A 15,665-nucleotide genomic window follows, 5' to 3' on the forward strand; every position below is an offset into this window, starting at 1 on the left:
CGTTTTGTGAACGTGGTTTCGTGAACGTGAACGCGCAGCAATTCATTACTTCAGCATGCGGAAGTCAATCCAGTTTCCCCGTCAACAATCTGCCGCTCCGAGTCATACGCCGATTTCGGATGTTCCACCGGACCTCCCGTCGATCGCAGTGGAAATTGATGAGCACGGCAGTTTCCTGGTACTCGGTCCTGATTGGCAGCGTGAAGCTCCCGGGAAACAAAGCTTGCTCGAATCGCTCAAGGATGCGATTGGCGGGCAATCCGAACCGATGCGACTTGTGGTGCAGGTGCATGGAGCGGCCAAACTTCAGTACCTCGTGGATTGCCTCGATGCGGGATCGATTGCCGGTTTTGCGGAGACGCGAGTGAGCGTCGCCGACACACTCGACTGAACCGCCCTGTCGACACGCCCCGCTCCCACGGGGATTTGCCTGGAGATTCTGCGGGTTTCGCGGTGACTTTGCAGGTTGTGTGGACACGCCACCCTGAGACTGAAACTTGCCGAATTTCTCGCGATCGTCGCGTGCCGAGCGTGCGAACTGTGACTCTTTGTCGCTAGAAACGCGTTAGGCCAGCTGAATCGATACGTAAACGGTGCCGATCGAGCGTCCATAAGGGTTGGCAAGGCGCCGCTCCGCCGAAAGACGAGGGATTTCGGAGGCTGGCAAACACAATTAGATTACTAAACCAGTGTGTTCAGCCTCGTTTTTGCGGTTGATTCGCTGAAGTCTCGGTTTCCGGCCCACCATCTATTTGTCCAGCCCCACAGTATGACCACCAGCACGAACCTATCGGCCCCGCGTTTGCCTGACTCGCCATCGGCGTCCACGAACGCCATCGATTTCGTCGACGGGTTCGCCCGGCGTCACATCGGTCCTTCCGAAAGTGAACTCGCCGAGATGCTCTCGACGCTCGGTTTTGCGACTCTCGATGAGTTGTCTGATGCGACGGTGCCGGCGGACATCCGGCTCGATCAACCGCTGGACATTCCCGAACCGCGCGGCGAACGCGAAACCTTGCAAGGTCTGCGGGCAATCGCGGGCAAGAACAAGGTTTACCGTTCCTGCATCGGAATGGGATACACCGGCACGGTCACCCCGCCAGTGATCCTTCGCAACGTTTTGGAAAACCCGGGCTGGTACACGCAGTACACACCCTACCAAGCAGAAATCGCCCAAGGTCGACTCGAAGCGTTGTTGAACTTCCAGACGATGATCGCTGACCTGACGGGGCTGCCACTGGCCGGTGCGAGCTTGTTGGACGAAGCGACCGCGGCGGCAGAAGCGATGGGCATGTGCATCGCGATTGCCAAGCACAAGAAGAAAGGCTTCTGGGCCTCGGACGATTGTCATCCGCAAACGCTCGCACTCTTGCAAACCCGAGCCGCCGGTTTGGGTGTTGAATTGAAGATCGGTCCCATCAGCGAAATCGATTTCAGCTATGGCGAAGGCGGCCTTTGCGGCGTGCTCGTCCAATACCCGACCACCGACGGACGCATCAACGATTACGGAAAACTTGCTGAGGAAGCGAAGTCGCACCAATGCTTGACCGTCGCCGCTGCCGACTTGTTGTCGCTGACCCTGATCACTCCTCCCGGCGAATGGGGCGCGGACATTTGTGTCGGCAGCGCCCAACGCTTTGGCGTTCCCATGGGACTTGGCGGACCTCACGCCGCGTTCATCTCCACGCACGATGAGCACTCACGCAAATTGCCCGGTCGGATTATCGGTGTGTCAAAAGACAGCCACGGCAATCCGGCTCTCCGGATGGCGATGCAAACCCGCGAGCAACACATTCGCCGCGACAAAGCGACCAGCAACATCTGCACCGCGCAAGCCTTGCTCGCCATCATCAACTCGTTCTACGCGGTCTACCACGGTGCCAACGGGCTGACCAACATTGCCCGCCGTGTTCAAGGCTTCACCGCCGCTCTGGCGAAAGGCCTCGAACGACTCGGTCACAAAGCCACGCATGACGGTCCGGTCTTTGACACGATCCGCATTCAACTCGGCAAAGGCCGAACACACGCGGCGCGTCAGGTTGCTGATGCGGCCCGCGAACGACACATCAACCTTCGTGAATACGACGACGGTTCACTCGGTGTCACGCTCGACGAAACAACCGACCGCGCACTCGTCGCGGATTTGTTGGCCGCATTTAACTTTGGTCACTATACCGGGTTCGATATCGACGACCTGCTTTCTGACGCGCAAGCCGACGGGCTGTGTGACCTGACCGGGTTCGCACGCACGAGCGATTTCCTGACGCATCCAGTATTTAATGAGTACCGCAGCGAAACGAAACTGTTGCGATACATTTTCAAACTGATGGGCCGCGACCTCTCGCTCGCACACAGCATGATCCCACTCGGATCGTGCACGATGAAGTTGAACGGGACCAGCGAAATGATTCCGGTGACATGGCCTGAATTTTCAGACATTCACCCGTTCGCACCGGATACCCAATGGCGTGGCTACACGCAGATGTTCCGTGAGCTTGAGTCCTGGTTGTGCAGCGTGACGGGATTCGCGGCCGTCAGCCTGCAGCCCAACGCGGGTGCACAGGGCGAGTACGCGGGTTTGCTTGTGATCCGCGCCTACCACGAACACGAAGCAGCGAAGGCTGGCAAAACAAACGTGCGCAACGTTTGTTTGATCCCAACATCGGCCCACGGAACCAATCCGGCGTCGGCGGTGATGGCGGGAATGAAAGTCGTCCCGATCAAGTGCAACTCGCGCGGCGATATCGACGTCGACGACCTGAAGGCAAAGGCGACACAATACAGTAACACGCTTTCGTGTTTGATGATCACGTACCCGTCCACCCACGGCGTGTTCGAAACGACGATCCGGTCGGTCTGCGATTTGATCCACGAGCACGGCGGTCAAGTTTACATGGACGGCGCAAACATGAACGCGCAAGTCGGTTTGACCAGCCCTGGTAAATGTGGTGCCGACGTCTGCCACTTGAACTTGCACAAGACATTCTGTATCCCGCACGGCGGCGGTGGCCCTGGCATGGGCCCGATCGGTGTGGCACCGCAGCTCGCCCCGTTCTTGCCGGCACACCCTGTCCAGCGCCCTGATACGGCGGGCGAATTTTCGATCGGCCCCGTCTCGGCCGCTCCGTACGGTAGCGCCAGTATTCTTGCGATCAGTTATGTGTACATCGCGATGATGGGTGCGTCCGGGTTGAAGAGAGCAACGCAAGTCGCGATCCTCAACGCCAACTACATGGCCAAACGGCTCAGCGAACACTTCGACATCCTCTACACCGACTCATCCGGCTACGTCGCTCACGAGTTCATCGTCGATTGCCGCGGCTTTGAGAAGTCCGCAGGTGTCCAAATCGAGGACATAGCCAAACGACTGATGGACTACGGCTTCCACGGCCCGACGATGTCATGGCCGGTTCCCGGCACGCTGATGATCGAACCGACCGAAAGCGAAAGCAAAGATGAATTGGATCGATTCTGCGACGCGATGATCGCCATCCGAGCCGAGATCCAAAGCATCCAAGACGGAAAGCTGGACGCCAAGGACAATCCGCTGAAGAACGCTCCTCACACTGTTAACGCAATCGGCAGCGATCACTGGACTCACCCCTACACCCGCGAGCAAGCGGCGTGGCCGCAAGCGTGGCTGCGAGACGCAAAGTTTTGGCCCACCGTCGGCCGCATCGACAACACCTACGGCGACCGCAATCTCGTCTGCAGTTGCCCACCGATGGACGATTATTCCTAACGACCTTCGTTTGAGAGGGTCGAGTTTGAGGCTAAGGGAGCGCCCTCCCCGGACGCTTCCGCGTCCGACCCTCCCGCAAGCGGGAGGGTGAAGTCAAACAGTGCAACCTCTTTACGTGACTTCAAGGCATCGGGGAATCCGCCTACGCAACGGACTTCTGACAAAGTCGCCCTGCCTTTGACGACAGGTAGGGAAGGATTGCATGAGCCTATTTGAGCGTTCGCCTGGACTGCTAAATCATTGCGAAGACTTGGAATGACAAGGTGACGTAAATTCTGCCGCCATTCTTCGTCGCGATAGCGACGGCAGGTGAAAGCGGGATTTCAAACGTAGCGGAACGGCGCGAGCCGTCCGGTGACTCGGGACCGAACGGCTTGCGCCGTTCCGCTAAAAAAGCACAAAAACCATCGACGTCGCGTTTCGACTTCTTTCGCTTTGTTTCGTCAGACCACTGACGCACGTCTGTGGCTGTGATATGTCGTCACTATCGTGACTCACCATTCGCGAGCCACTGGATTCAACCTGACGCGATGACGATTGCGACACATCTCGTCCGTAACAATTTTCTGGCAGTCTACTAATTGCCTTGTTGAACGTGGGAACCATGGTGCGCAGCTTCCGACACTTTCACCGTCGCTTCGCACCCGGATGTCATTTCACACCGACCGTTCTTGGTTCTGCTACAACGGGGGAAGCTCGCTGCATCGCCCCTGCGACGGAATGCCGCAAATCGGTAACGCAGCGTCGCATTTAGTTCTTGATTGGCGATTTCTCGCCAATCACACTCAGCCACTCCCACCTGCCCCACCCGAGACGAGATAACCTCGATGTCGTCCCCACTTCAGAAAACCCTACTCGGTTTGTTCGCCGGGTTGTTGGTACTGCCTTCTCCCAAGCCCGTATCCGCGGAATCATCACGCCCCAACATCGTTGTGATCTACACCGATGACCAAGGGTACGGAGACGTCAGCGTCCTTAACCCAGATGCGAAATTCGAGACGCCGAACTTGGATCGGTTGGTCAAGGAAGGCATCGCGTTCACGAACGCGCACAGTGCCGATTCCGTTTGCACGCCGTCTCGCTACGCACTTCTGACGGGACGCTATCCATGGCGGACGACGCAAAAGCGTGGTGTGATGGGCGCCGAAGGCGATTGCATGATCGTCGATGGACGCGTCACCTTGGCATCTCTCCTGAAGGAACAGGGATATCAAACAGGGATGGTTGGGAAATGGCACCTGGGGATGGACTTCCCCGGCGTCGCGGGCGACCGCGATTGGTCGCAACCGATTCAAAACATGCCGCTCGATAAAGGGTTCGACTATTACTACGGCATTCCGGCATCGCTCAACTACGGCGTCCTGGCTTGGTTCGAAGGCCGTCATGCGAAAGTGCCTCCGACGTTGTTGACTAGTAAGAAAAAGAATCCACGTCACGTCGATTACCGCATCATGCCGCCGTACGACCCGATCCCGGAGTCAACCGGAGAGAAGCGGGCGAGATTGCGTGGCCTCGAAGTCGCACCGGACTTCATCGACAACGAATGCCTGACTCGTTTTACCGACAAAGCGATTGCGTGGATGGACAGCAAAGCGGAAGCGTCAAAACAGGGCCAGCCGTTCTTTTTGTACCTGCCGTTCACATCGCCACACTATCCGGTATGCCCGCTGCCTGAATTTCATGGCATGGGGGACGCGGGCGCGTACGGTGAATTTGTAATTGAAACCGATCACCGCGTTGGCCAAATCCTAGACTTCCTCGCTAGCAGTGGACTCGACCAGAACACGCTGATCCTGTTCTCGAGCGACAACGGCCCCGAGAAATCATGGGAGGGACGAATCCCGCAATTTGGGCACGACAGTCGCGGAGGTTTTCGAGGTGGCAAACGCTCGGTTTATGAAGGTGGACATCGTGTGCCCTTCATGGTGCGTTGGCCCTCCGGTATAGCAGAGCCCGGACGTCGATGTTCTGACTTGATCGGACAAGTCGATGTGCTCGCGACGGTCGCGGAAATTGTCGGTGCGTCGTTGCCCGCCAACGGTGGCGAGGACAGCCAGAGTTTTGCACCCGTGTTGACGAATCCCGATTACGACCACTCGCGTCTCCCGTTGATTAACCACGGCAACAGCGGTGCACAATACCCGTATTCCGTCACCGAATCGAACTGGAAATTGGTTCTAGGCGGGAGGGACAAAGTGACCGAACTTTACGACCTCGCGACCGATCCTGCCGAAGCCAAAAACATCGCCGCCCAGCACCCTGAGCAGGTCCAACGCCTGACGGCACAGATCAACCAGATCATTGCATCGGGCAGAACAACGCCCGGACCAGCTCAGAAAAACGACACCGGATATTGGCCTGACCTGAACTGGATGACCCAAGAACAATTCGATGAATTGGCAGAAACGCAACAATGAACCAGTCACTTCTAATTTGGCATCGCCCTAGCAACCGTTGGCTGACATTCATGCGAAACACAATGACCGTTTTGGTCGTCGCGAGCGTTTGCTTGCTCAACATCGCGCGATGTGCGGCGTTCGAACCCGACGAACAGCTCGTTTACAAGACCATCGATGACGTCGAACTCAAAGTGGATGTCTTCCATCCCAAAGGTCATCAACCGTCTGACAAGGCGGCAGCGATCGTGTTCTTTTTCGGAGGCGGTTGGAACGGTGGATCAACGGCTCAATTTCACGAGCAGGCGAGCTATTTTGCCGATCGCGGGATGGTCGCCTTCTCAGCGGACTATCGAGTAAAGAGCCGTAACAAGACGACACCGTTCGAGTGCGTCAAAGACGGCAAGTCGGTCATCCGTTGGTTGCGAAAACACGCCGCCGAATTGGGCATCGATCCGAATCGAATCGTCGCCGCGGGCGGTTCAGCGGGCGGGCATGTTGCTGCATGCACCGGCGTGATCGAGGGGCACGATGAAGCGGGTGAAGACCTCTCGGTTAGCTCCGTTCCGAACGCGATGATTCTGTTCAATCCCGTAATCGACACGACGGCAAAGGGATACGGGTTAAGCAAAGTGGGTGAGGATCGACAAACTGAGATTTCTCCTTGCCACCAAGTCCGCCCGGGAATCGTCCCGACGGCGATCTTTCACGGAACGGCGGACACGACCGTTCCGTTTGAAAACGCGGAACGGTTTGCAAAACTGATGAAGGAAGCCGGCAACCGTTGCGAGCTGGTATCGTTCGAAGGTCAGGGACACGGATTCTTTAACAGCAAGAGCTTCCGTCCCAAAACTAAAGATCTGTCGCACTATCAACGAACGATCGACGCCAGCGATCAGTTTTTGCAGTCTCTTGGATTCCTCGACGCCAAAGCCACCGAATAGCGTCTCGTGATGGATTACGGACGGCGTCGTTCCAACGATGCCACGCGGTCCATCACCGGGCACGAGATTTTCCCCACCTCGTACTAGAAGAGAACCTAACCGATGCAGTTCCCCCAACGAGTCATCGCGGTTGGTACCGCTGCTTTTCTTGCATTTTGGTTGACTGTGGACTCCCATGGTGAGGACCCCGCTTCGCCCGAGAACGCCACGTCTCCGCACGCGGTCATCGTCGTTGGGACGTTGCACTACTCGCCCGAGTTAACGATGCCCGTGTTTGCGGAGGAACTCGAACGATTTGGATTCCGCGTGACCGTGGTGAAAGGCGAGGGTAACCCAGAAAAGAAGACGACCGACGTTCTTCCAGGCATTGAAGCCCTGGCCGATGCGGATTTGGCGATCTTCTTCATGAGATTCCTGCAACTTCCTGATGAAGAGTGGCAACCGATCGAAGACTACGTTCGGTCGGGCAAACCCGTCATCGGGTTGCGGACGGCCAACCATGGTTTCAAGTACGCAAAAGATCATCAGCGGTTTAGCTGGAACGACGACTTCGGACGCCGCGTTCTGGGAACGCCTTATATCGTCCACCAAAGTAGCAGCACGAAGATCAACGTAATCGACGAGGCACGGCAGCACCCGATCATGACGAACGTCGTCAAGTCAGAGTGGGTATCTCCGGGAACGCTCTACCTCACACGTCTGCAAGACGGTTGCATCCCGTTGGTCAGAGGCAGTGGCGAAGGGAGAGCCCGGGTTCTCAAGAAACCCTTTGCGACGATCGAGGTCAACAAGAGCGAAACCGACGTCGTGGCTTGGGCGTGGGAAAACGAGTGGGGTGGCAAAGTCTTCGGCACTTCGTTTGGACATCCCGGCGACTTCGCCGAGGAGTCTTTCGTGCGAATGCTGGTCAACGCGTGCCACTGGGCCGTCGACCTCCCGTTGCCTTCCGCCGACGCGAAAGTCTCTACGTGGCAAATTGCTCGCGTGGACAAAAAATAAACCTCTCGCTCTCGACCTAATTGCATTGCGTCTACCGCCCGGCGGTAGCGGAATGATGTCATCTTCCTTCCCATGAACTTGAGACGACCTCGAGAATGATTCGCACGTACCTCATTGCGCCAATCGTCTGTTGCGTCTTGGCAACTTCCGTCTTGCGAGCCGACTCGCCCATTCGCCCTGGTGATCGCGTAGCGGTCGTAGGCAACACATTTGCCGACCAACTGCGTATTCACGGATATCTGGAAACTCTGTTGCTGCAACACACAACAGACCAACCGATCTCGATCCGCAACCTGGGTTGGGGTGGCGATATGCTGACCGCGCGCGACCGGCCGACTAATTTCCCGTCGGAAGCCTCCACGCTGACCGCTCATCGCACCGATGTCATTGTCGCCTGTTTCGGGATGGGAGAATCGTTCGCTGGTGAGGCAGGTATCGATAAGTTCAAAACCGATCTGCGGAATTTTATCGAGTCGCATCGAGGACAGAAATACAACGGGAAATCGGTAGTGCGGCTGGTACTCGTTTCACCGATTGCGTACGAGGATCTAGGAGACCTGACTCCGCATCGAGAAAACCGCAACCGTGACTTGGAATCCTACACGCAGGCAATGCAAGAGGTCGCTGAATCCGAGAACGTTCCTTTCGTGGATCTGTTTGAGTCATCGCGATACCTGATGGACGAACGCGAAGGCCCTAACCTCACCAACAACGGAATTCTTCTAGACGAGTACGGTTACTGGGCGATCAGCCAATCCTTCTTCGATCAGTTATTCACAGCGGCGAGCGACAACCAACCGTGGCAAATCCGCGTGGACGTCGCCGATCAAACGGCCAGTGGTATCGGCGTCGAAGTTGCGGACCTGTCTGTCGACGATTCGGTCGTCGCATTTTCGATTAAAGAGAATATCGCTCCACGGCTTCCGCCTCCGACCGACCAAACCTTGCCTCCTCAATTGGAGTTCGCTCGCGACACGATGTCGGTCGAAAACTTGGGATCTGGTTCTTATGAGTTAACCGTTGACGGAACCCCCGTCGTGACGGCGACCGCCGAGCAGTGGGCCAAGGGTGTCGCAATCGATTCATCGCCGGCACATCAGGAAGCGGAAGCCTTACGCGCGATGGTGAACGATAAGAATCTGCAATTCACGTACAGTTGGAAGGCGCTCAATCAGGTTCATATCGTTGGGGAGCGACGCAGCTCTCCGAGCGGAAGGGCGTTGCCTGGCGAAGTGATCCAGTTCAACGAGCTTGCCAACGAGATCGACAAAAACCTCGTCCATCAGGTCAAACACGCGACTCGAAAGTGGCGTTTGACCCGCACATCGAAATAGACATCCCGCAATCGATCATCCTTCAATTGACGAACTCATGACACTCTCCACTCAATCGATGCGTCGCTTCCTTTCACCGCTGGTCCTCCTCGTCGTTGCGATGTCAGGCGTCACGCCCGCGCAAACGCTGTCACCTATCAAGGCGGCGAATCAGCGGGGTGCGGATCTTGATCTGATTAACAATCACGACCCGGCTTCAGAACTCGAGAACTTTGAGTTGCTGCCCGGATACCAAGCCAATCTTTTCGCCTCAGATCCGATGTTGGCAAATCCCATCCACATGCACTGGGATTCGAGAGGTCGGCTTTGGGTGGCGTGTTCATGGGCCTACCCTCAAATCGCTCCCGGCGAAGTCGCCAATGACAAGATCATTATTCTCGAAGATACCGACGGAGATGGCGCCGCGGATAAGTCGACCGTGTTCGCGGAAGGTCTTTACCTACCAACGGGAATCGAGTTTGCCAACGGTGGGTGTTACGTCGCGCAGTCTCCTGACATCTTCTTTTTGAAGGACACCGACGGTGACGATGTCGCCGACGTGAAAGAGTTGGTGCTCACCGGATTTGGTATCGAGGACAGCCATCATTCGATCAGCGCGTGGCGACGTGGTCCGGGCGGATGGATCTATTTCCAAGAAGGCATCTTTTTGCACGCTCAAGTCGAAACGCAATACGGCGTTGTTCGGAACTTCAACGGTGGTGTCTACCAGCTCAATCCTCGTACGCGAGAACTGCGGATGTTCTGCACCGGCACCGGCGGCAACCCGTGGGGACACGTCTTTGATCGCTGGGGCCAATCGTTCATGGTAAACAATCCACGAATCATGTATCTGTCGCCGTGGACGGGCAACAGCGGCGACAAACTGCAAATCAAACCGCTCATCAGTACTGAAAAACAATGCGGCGGTGACTTGGCAACGGGATCCCATGTTGGTGAAGACTTGCAAGGACAACTCTTGACCTGTCGTTTTAAGAGCCGAGCGGTCGTGCGGTATGAATTCATCGAAGATGGTGCCGGATACAGCGCGAATGTGTTGCCTCCCTTGATGACATCAAAACATCCCAATTTCCGTCCCGTCGATGTGAAGGTTGGGCCCGACGGCGCGATTTACGTGGCCGACTGGTACAACTCGATCATCAACCATGCCCAGCATGACTTTCGCGATCCGCGCCGTGACCACGAACACGGACGGATTTGGCGGATCACCAACAAGGAAAAACCGCTCGTTAAGCCAACGAAGCTCGAAGGGCTTTCGATCGCAAAACTCGTCGACAAACTGAGCAGTCCCGAAGATTTTGTTCGTCATCAAGTCCGCTACGAACTGAGTTTGCGAGATCCGGACCAAGTGTTGGCCGCGGTCGAGACGTGGGTCGATTCACTCGATTCCAATCGCCCCGAACACGATTTGTGTCTCGTTGAAGCCATGTGGGCGGTTCAGAATGTGGGACGTGCGAGTGAGAAGATACTCACTCGCGTTCTCAATGCCCAAGACGGTCACGCGCGGTCAGCCGGAGCACGCGTGATCCGGTATTGGCACGAAGATCTTTCCGACCCAATCGCGATGGTTGCGAAGGCGAGCGGTGATCCGTTTCCACGCACACGCATGGAGGCGGTGCTTTCGGCGGGCTTCATACCCAAAGCCGAAGCTCTCGTGGCGGCGCTCCACTCGATCGACCATCCCGGAGACAAATTCCTCGACCAAGCCTTGCCACAGACGATGAAGGCACTCGAACCCTACTGGCGTCCGGCTTTGGAGTCGGGACGATTGCTGTTTGCCAAACCCAGCCATCAAGATTATGTCGAACGAGGCGCCGGGGTCGGTTTGGCGCAACGACTTACCGCGTTCATGGCCGACGACATGCCGACCGCGGATGAGATCAGCGAGATTCAAACGCAATTGCGCAAATCAGGCGGCGAAGAAGAGATCCGAATGATTGTGAGTGCACTGACCAAGGGCGACGGCCTCCCGTCGACTGAGGCGACGGTCGCGATGCTCGATTCGCTCAAACAAATGGCGAACGTCAAAAATCCTTCCAGAAAACTTGCCCGCAGCGTTCGAGGTGTCAACAAACTCATCGCCAGTGCGAGCGAGCGAGTCGCGGTCGCAGCTGCGAACTGCTCGGGTGCATGGGGCATGGCCGGTCGCGGTGAGGTCGAGGTCCTTCAAGACACTCAACGCCCTCAATCCGTTCGGCAGGCCGTGGCGATTGCACTCGCCAAATCGAATCCACGCAACGCGGGCGAGCTGACACAACTCGCTCGCCAGGGAGATCTGGCCGGACGCATCGCCGCCATCGTGGGACTAACGCATCGCGATCTGAAAACCAGTGTTGAGTTGGCCGGCCAATTGTTCGAGGAAGACCCTGGCGACTTCGACACCGTGCCGATCGTCGAAGCGATCATCGGGCAAAGAGAGGGTGCCAAACTGCTCAGTGAAATGCTCACCGGCATCGAAATCCACCCCCAAATTGCTGGCCGACTCCGTGCGTTTCATCGCGAGACCGGCTCGCTGCCCAATGAAATTGCCGAACTGCTTCAGCCTGCTGAGGGTGAATCGCTCAGTGCGAGATTGATTGCCGAAGATGCTTCGCAACTGGCTGCCGACGTTGCCCTGCATGGTGACGCCGCACGGGGCGAGATGATCTATCGCCGAAAATCTCTCGCCTGCACGAATTGCCACGCGATCGGGTCAGCGGGCCCCGAGATTGGTCCCAACCTTGTCGCAGTCGGAGCGGCGGCGAAACCCGGTTACCTCATCGAGTCGATTCTCAAACCAAACGCCGCGATCGCGGAACACTTTGAGAACAAACTGTTCTTGCTATCGGACGGTTCGGTGCAAACCGGGATCGTGACGTTCCAAAACGACAAAGAGGTCGTCGTCCGTGACGCGGCGGCGGGTGGGAAGGAAGTTCGGCTCGATGCGGAAGAGATCGAGTTTGAACGCCCCCAACCGTCGGCAATGCCAGCTGGGCTCGCCGACCAACTCAATGACCGATCTGAATTTCTCGATCTGGCAAAGTTTCTTTCAGAACTTGGGACACCGGGCCCGTACGCCAACAACGAAGCCCCCGTGATCCGAAAGTGGCGGCTGATGGCGGCACCGGGTTCAGATACGCTTCCCAGTGACAACGCGGAGTGGACGCCCGCCTATAGCAAAGTCGATGGCGTGTTACCGATGGATGAATTCCCGCCAAGTGATGCAGTATTGGCTCGCGGATTCTTTCAAGTGCTGGTGGCTGGCAAGTTGCGATTAGAAATCAACGAAACCAGTTATCTCGAGGTTTGGATCGATGACACGAAAGTGAGCGACCCGTCGGCCGCCATGTCGCTCGAACGCGGACGTCACACGATCACGTGTCGACTGCGGCCGGACGAACAGAAAGAAGGTTTGCGAGTGGAACTCAAACCCGCCGACGCCACCGTCCGCTTTCAAGCCGAAGGCGGACAGTGAGTGTTTGCGGGATTTGCGGGATTTGAAATGTAGCGAAATGGCGTGAGACGTATTGTAACGCGGGACCGGACGGCTTGCGCCGTTCCGCTAAGACGAACCGGCCCCGGACTGGCGTCTGGGGGCGGCTCGCATGTTGTCGCTATCGCGAGTAGGAATCGAATCGAAACGAAACTTGCAAAGCCCTGGCTAACCCAAGCAGTCGGTCAACCTTGACGTTGCACCGTTAGGCTCTGGCCAAGAATTCACCGGTGCGGGTGTCGATTTTTAATCGCTCACCCTCTTTGATGTACTCGGGAACTTGGACGATTAGTCCTGTTTCGAGTGTCGCCGGTTTGCTGCGTGACGTCGCTGAGTTGCCTTTCACGCCGGGATCACACTGCGTGATCGTCAGCTCGACGGCGGTGGGCAGTTCCAGTCCCACGCACGCGTCGTTGTAGATCATTGCACGAATGCCTTCCAACCCTTCGGTCATGTAGGGGAGTTCCTCCTCCACATCGTCGAGTGGAACTTCGAACTGTTGAAAGTCTTCTTTGTCCATCAAAAACAAGTGCGTCATGTCGCTGTACAACATTTGGACTTCTCGGCGTGAGAAGTCCGCTTCATTCATGACGTCGGTGCCCTTCATCGTGATGTCGACTTTGTTGCGGGTGAGCAAGTTGCGGGCTCGGAACTTATAGAGCGTCGCGGCTCCCCGCGCCGACGGTGAACTCACTGTGATTCCTTTGATCACACACGGGTTGCCTTCGTGGACCACGACGGTCCCCGTTTTTACATCTTTAGCGAGCATTTTGTCTTTCGAAGGAAGGGTTGGGATGAACCGCGGCAGTGCCTCAGTTCAGCGGTCGAACGACCGAAGTGCTACGGTAATAATCCATTAGCGTCTCCGGGGAAAGGACACCTCCACCCACACCACTTTTGTTGACGCCGCCGTACGGGACACCCTGGGCAAAAACGTTGTGGGCGTTGATCCAACTGTTCCCCGCCACCATCGCTTCGGCGACACGGTTTGCCCGCTCTTCGTCTTTAGTCCAAACGCTGTTGGCCAACCCATATTCGGTGTTGTTGACCATCTCGATCGCTTCCTCTTCGGTCTCAAACGTGGCGATATACGCGACCGGTCCAAAGATTTCTTCGCGGGCGGCCACGTTGTCGAGCGATCCGCTGAGGAGGGCGGGTTGGATATAGTTGCCGCTGTAGCCTTCGACTTCCGCCGCACCGCCACCGCACAAACATTTCGCCCCTTCCGATTTTCCTTTATCGAGGTAACCGAGCACGCGGGAACGCTGGTTCGGGTTAACGACCGGCCCCATTTCGCTGTTCGGATCGAGCGGGTGGCCGACGCGAATCTTTTCCATCTTGGCGACGCACTGTTTGGTGAATTCCTCGTAGATATCACGGTGGACCAACCACCTCGTCGCGTCACAGCAAACTTGACCGGAGTGAAACGTAATCGCACCAACGAGCTTTTCAGCGGTCTCGGCAACATCGACGTCGTCAAAAACCACCGCGGCACCCTTGCCACCGAGCTCGAGTTTGACCGGCACGAGATTGCGTCCACACGCTTCGCCAACCATTTGGCCGACTTCGGGTGAACCGGTGAACGACATGCGTTTGATTTCTCGGTTATTGGACAATGCCGCACCCGCGGTGGCTCCACGACCGGTGACAACATTGATCACGCCATCGGGCACGCCTGCTTCCTTCGCCAACCGGGCCAAGTAGATTGCCGACAAAGATGTGTCTTCGGCGGGTTTGATGATCACGGTGTTACCGGCAGCGAGTGCCGGAGAGATGCCCCATCCGATCAACAGGAACGGGAAATTCCACGGGAAGATAAACGCGCAAGCACCCCAAGGCTGCCGGTACTTCCACGCTTCAAATCCGGGAGCGTTGATTTTCTCGCGCAGTTCGACTTTGTCCGCCAAACCGACGAAGTAGCGCAGCGTATCGACGAAGTTCTGCACGTCGCCTTGAGCTTGGGCTTCGATCTTGCCAGCATCAAGAGCCTCGATCTGGGCGATGATCGGTTTGTGTTTTTCGACGGCGTCGGCTAGACGCAACAGGATCGAACTCCGATCGGCTTTCGATAGCGACGACCATGCGGGGAAGGCCGCCTCGGCCATAGAAACAGCACGGTCGATCTCGGCAGGACTCAGGTCGTGAATTTCGGCGATCTTTTCACCGGATCCCGGATCAGTCGTCGCAACCGTCTTCCCGCTCGACGCTGGGAAATTCTTGCCGCCGACAAAACTCGGGAACGGGCTCTGGCTCAGGAACGCTTCGACTTCAGGAAGCAGGCGGGTCGTGGCGGCGACGCTCATGGTTTGTTCTCGCGTATTGGAGGGGACGTGTATGGACGTGTTGATCACTCGCACGCGTTCCACCCGCTTTGCAGCGGTGAGGATCCCGCATGGAGACAATCAACGATTTTGGGAGCTCCCCTTAAGTATACAGACTTTGCCAACAGGGGCGGGAGGCTTGCGCGACCGAAGTCATCCAAACCGAAAGGTCGTCCTCCGGCGCTCAGCGATCCGCCGTATTAAGCAGGTACATAGAAGTGATTCGGTATAACGAGAATTCCGCTGATCGCGATCGGTTCGGCGTAGGCCGGACCAAGGAGCCTAAGCGACGCAGCTCCGGCACAACTGAGCAAGTGAATGCCGGAACTCGCAAAGCCTCGGTCCGGCCTACAGTTCGCGGCAGTTTCGCCAGATGATTCCTGCATACCTGCTTAGCTGGCTCCAGAGTTTCCCGAATGGTTAGTCACGATCGTGACAACATGTGATAGCCACGGACGTG

9 protein-coding genes are annotated in these 15,665 nt (G+C 56.9%); 7 read left to right on the forward strand and 2 right to left on the reverse strand.

Features of this window, described 5'->3' with window-relative positions:
* Nucleotides 1-55 precede the first annotated feature (55 nt).
* The 7 genes from NB063_RS11715 (at nucleotide 56) to NB063_RS11745 (ending at nucleotide 12,866) form a co-directional block, all read left to right on the forward strand.
* On the forward strand, nucleotides 56-391 hold the full coding sequence (locus tag NB063_RS11715) for a hypothetical protein (RefSeq protein ID WP_250928915.1): 336 nt from the start codon (nucleotides 56-58) through the stop codon (nucleotides 389-391).
* Between the two features lie 378 nt (nucleotides 392-769).
* Nucleotides 770-3,742 carry an aminomethyl-transferring glycine dehydrogenase gene (gcvP, locus tag NB063_RS11720; protein ID WP_250928916.1) on the forward strand — a complete coding sequence of 991 codons (2,973 nt, stop codon included), beginning with the start codon at nucleotides 770-772 and terminating at the stop codon, nucleotides 3,740-3,742.
* A gap of 827 nt (nucleotides 3,743-4,569) precedes the next feature.
* On the forward strand, nucleotides 4,570-6,159 hold the full coding sequence (locus tag NB063_RS11725) for a sulfatase-like hydrolase/transferase (RefSeq protein WP_250928917.1): 1,590 nt from the start codon (nucleotides 4,570-4,572) through the stop codon (nucleotides 6,157-6,159).
* On the forward strand, nucleotides 6,156-7,082 hold the full coding sequence (locus tag NB063_RS11730; RefSeq protein ID WP_250928918.1) for an alpha/beta hydrolase: 927 nt from the start codon (nucleotides 6,156-6,158) through the stop codon (nucleotides 7,080-7,082). Before NB063_RS11725 ends, NB063_RS11730 begins: the two co-directional genes overlap by 4 nt.
* 102 nt (nucleotides 7,083-7,184) lie before the next feature.
* Complete coding sequence (locus NB063_RS11735; protein ID WP_250928919.1) at nucleotides 7,185-8,081, forward strand: ThuA domain-containing protein; 897 nt, start codon at nucleotides 7,185-7,187, stop codon at nucleotides 8,079-8,081.
* 95 nt (nucleotides 8,082-8,176) lie between these two features.
* A complete protein-coding gene (locus NB063_RS11740) occupies nucleotides 8,177-9,415 on the forward strand; it encodes an SGNH/GDSL hydrolase family protein (protein ID WP_250928920.1) in 1,239 nt (412 codons plus the stop codon).
* Between the two features lie 37 nt (nucleotides 9,416-9,452).
* Nucleotides 9,453-12,866 carry a PVC-type heme-binding CxxCH protein gene (locus NB063_RS11745; RefSeq protein ID WP_250928921.1) on the forward strand — a complete coding sequence of 1,138 codons (3,414 nt, stop codon included), beginning with the start codon at nucleotides 9,453-9,455 and terminating at the stop codon, nucleotides 12,864-12,866.
* Nucleotides 12,867-13,089: 223 nt separating this feature from the next.
* Here the strand turns inward: NB063_RS11745 and NB063_RS11750 are convergent, their stop codons facing one another.
* Together NB063_RS11750 and NB063_RS11755 are read right to left on the reverse strand one after the other, a co-directional pair.
* Nucleotides 13,090-13,653 (reverse strand): elongation factor P, encoded by a 564-nt coding sequence (locus NB063_RS11750; RefSeq protein ID WP_250928922.1) that lies wholly within the window; start codon nucleotides 13,651-13,653, stop codon nucleotides 13,090-13,092.
* Nucleotides 13,654-13,696: 43 nt separating this feature from the next.
* Nucleotides 13,697-15,187, reverse strand: a complete 1,491-nt coding sequence (locus tag NB063_RS11755; RefSeq protein WP_250928923.1) for an aldehyde dehydrogenase family protein — start codon at nucleotides 15,185-15,187, stop codon at nucleotides 13,697-13,699.
* Nucleotides 15,188-15,665: the final 478 nt, after the last annotated feature.

The organism is Aporhodopirellula aestuarii, assembly GCF_023701485.1.
Classification (GTDB): domain Bacteria; phylum Planctomycetota; class Planctomycetia; order Pirellulales; family Pirellulaceae; genus Rhodopirellula; species Rhodopirellula aestuarii.

What these genes read in the sequence shown, in the direction of transcription:
- NB063_RS11755 (WP_250928923.1), bottom strand. Translation starts at nt 15,187, where the DNA reads ATGAGCGTCGCCGCCACGACCCGCCTGCTTCCTGAAGTCGAAGCGTTC.
- NB063_RS11725 (WP_250928917.1), top strand. Translation starts at nt 4,570, where the DNA reads ATGTCGTCCCCACTTCAGAAAACCCTACTCGGTTTGTTCGCCGGGTTG.
- gcvP (WP_250928916.1), top strand. Translation starts at nt 770, where the DNA reads ATGACCACCAGCACGAACCTATCGGCCCCGCGTTTGCCTGACTCGCCA.
- NB063_RS11740 (WP_250928920.1), top strand. Translation starts at nt 8,177, where the DNA reads ATGATTCGCACGTACCTCATTGCGCCAATCGTCTGTTGCGTCTTGGCA.
- NB063_RS11730 (WP_250928918.1), top strand. Translation starts at nt 6,156, where the DNA reads ATGAACCAGTCACTTCTAATTTGGCATCGCCCTAGCAACCGTTGGCTG.
- NB063_RS11715 (WP_250928915.1), top strand. Translation starts at nt 56, where the DNA reads ATGCGGAAGTCAATCCAGTTTCCCCGTCAACAATCTGCCGCTCCGAGT.
- NB063_RS11750 (WP_250928922.1), bottom strand. Translation starts at nt 13,653, where the DNA reads ATGCTCGCTAAAGATGTAAAAACGGGGACCGTCGTGGTCCACGAAGGC.
- NB063_RS11735 (WP_250928919.1), top strand. Translation starts at nt 7,185, where the DNA reads ATGCAGTTCCCCCAACGAGTCATCGCGGTTGGTACCGCTGCTTTTCTT.
- NB063_RS11745 (WP_250928921.1), top strand. Translation starts at nt 9,453, where the DNA reads ATGACACTCTCCACTCAATCGATGCGTCGCTTCCTTTCACCGCTGGTC.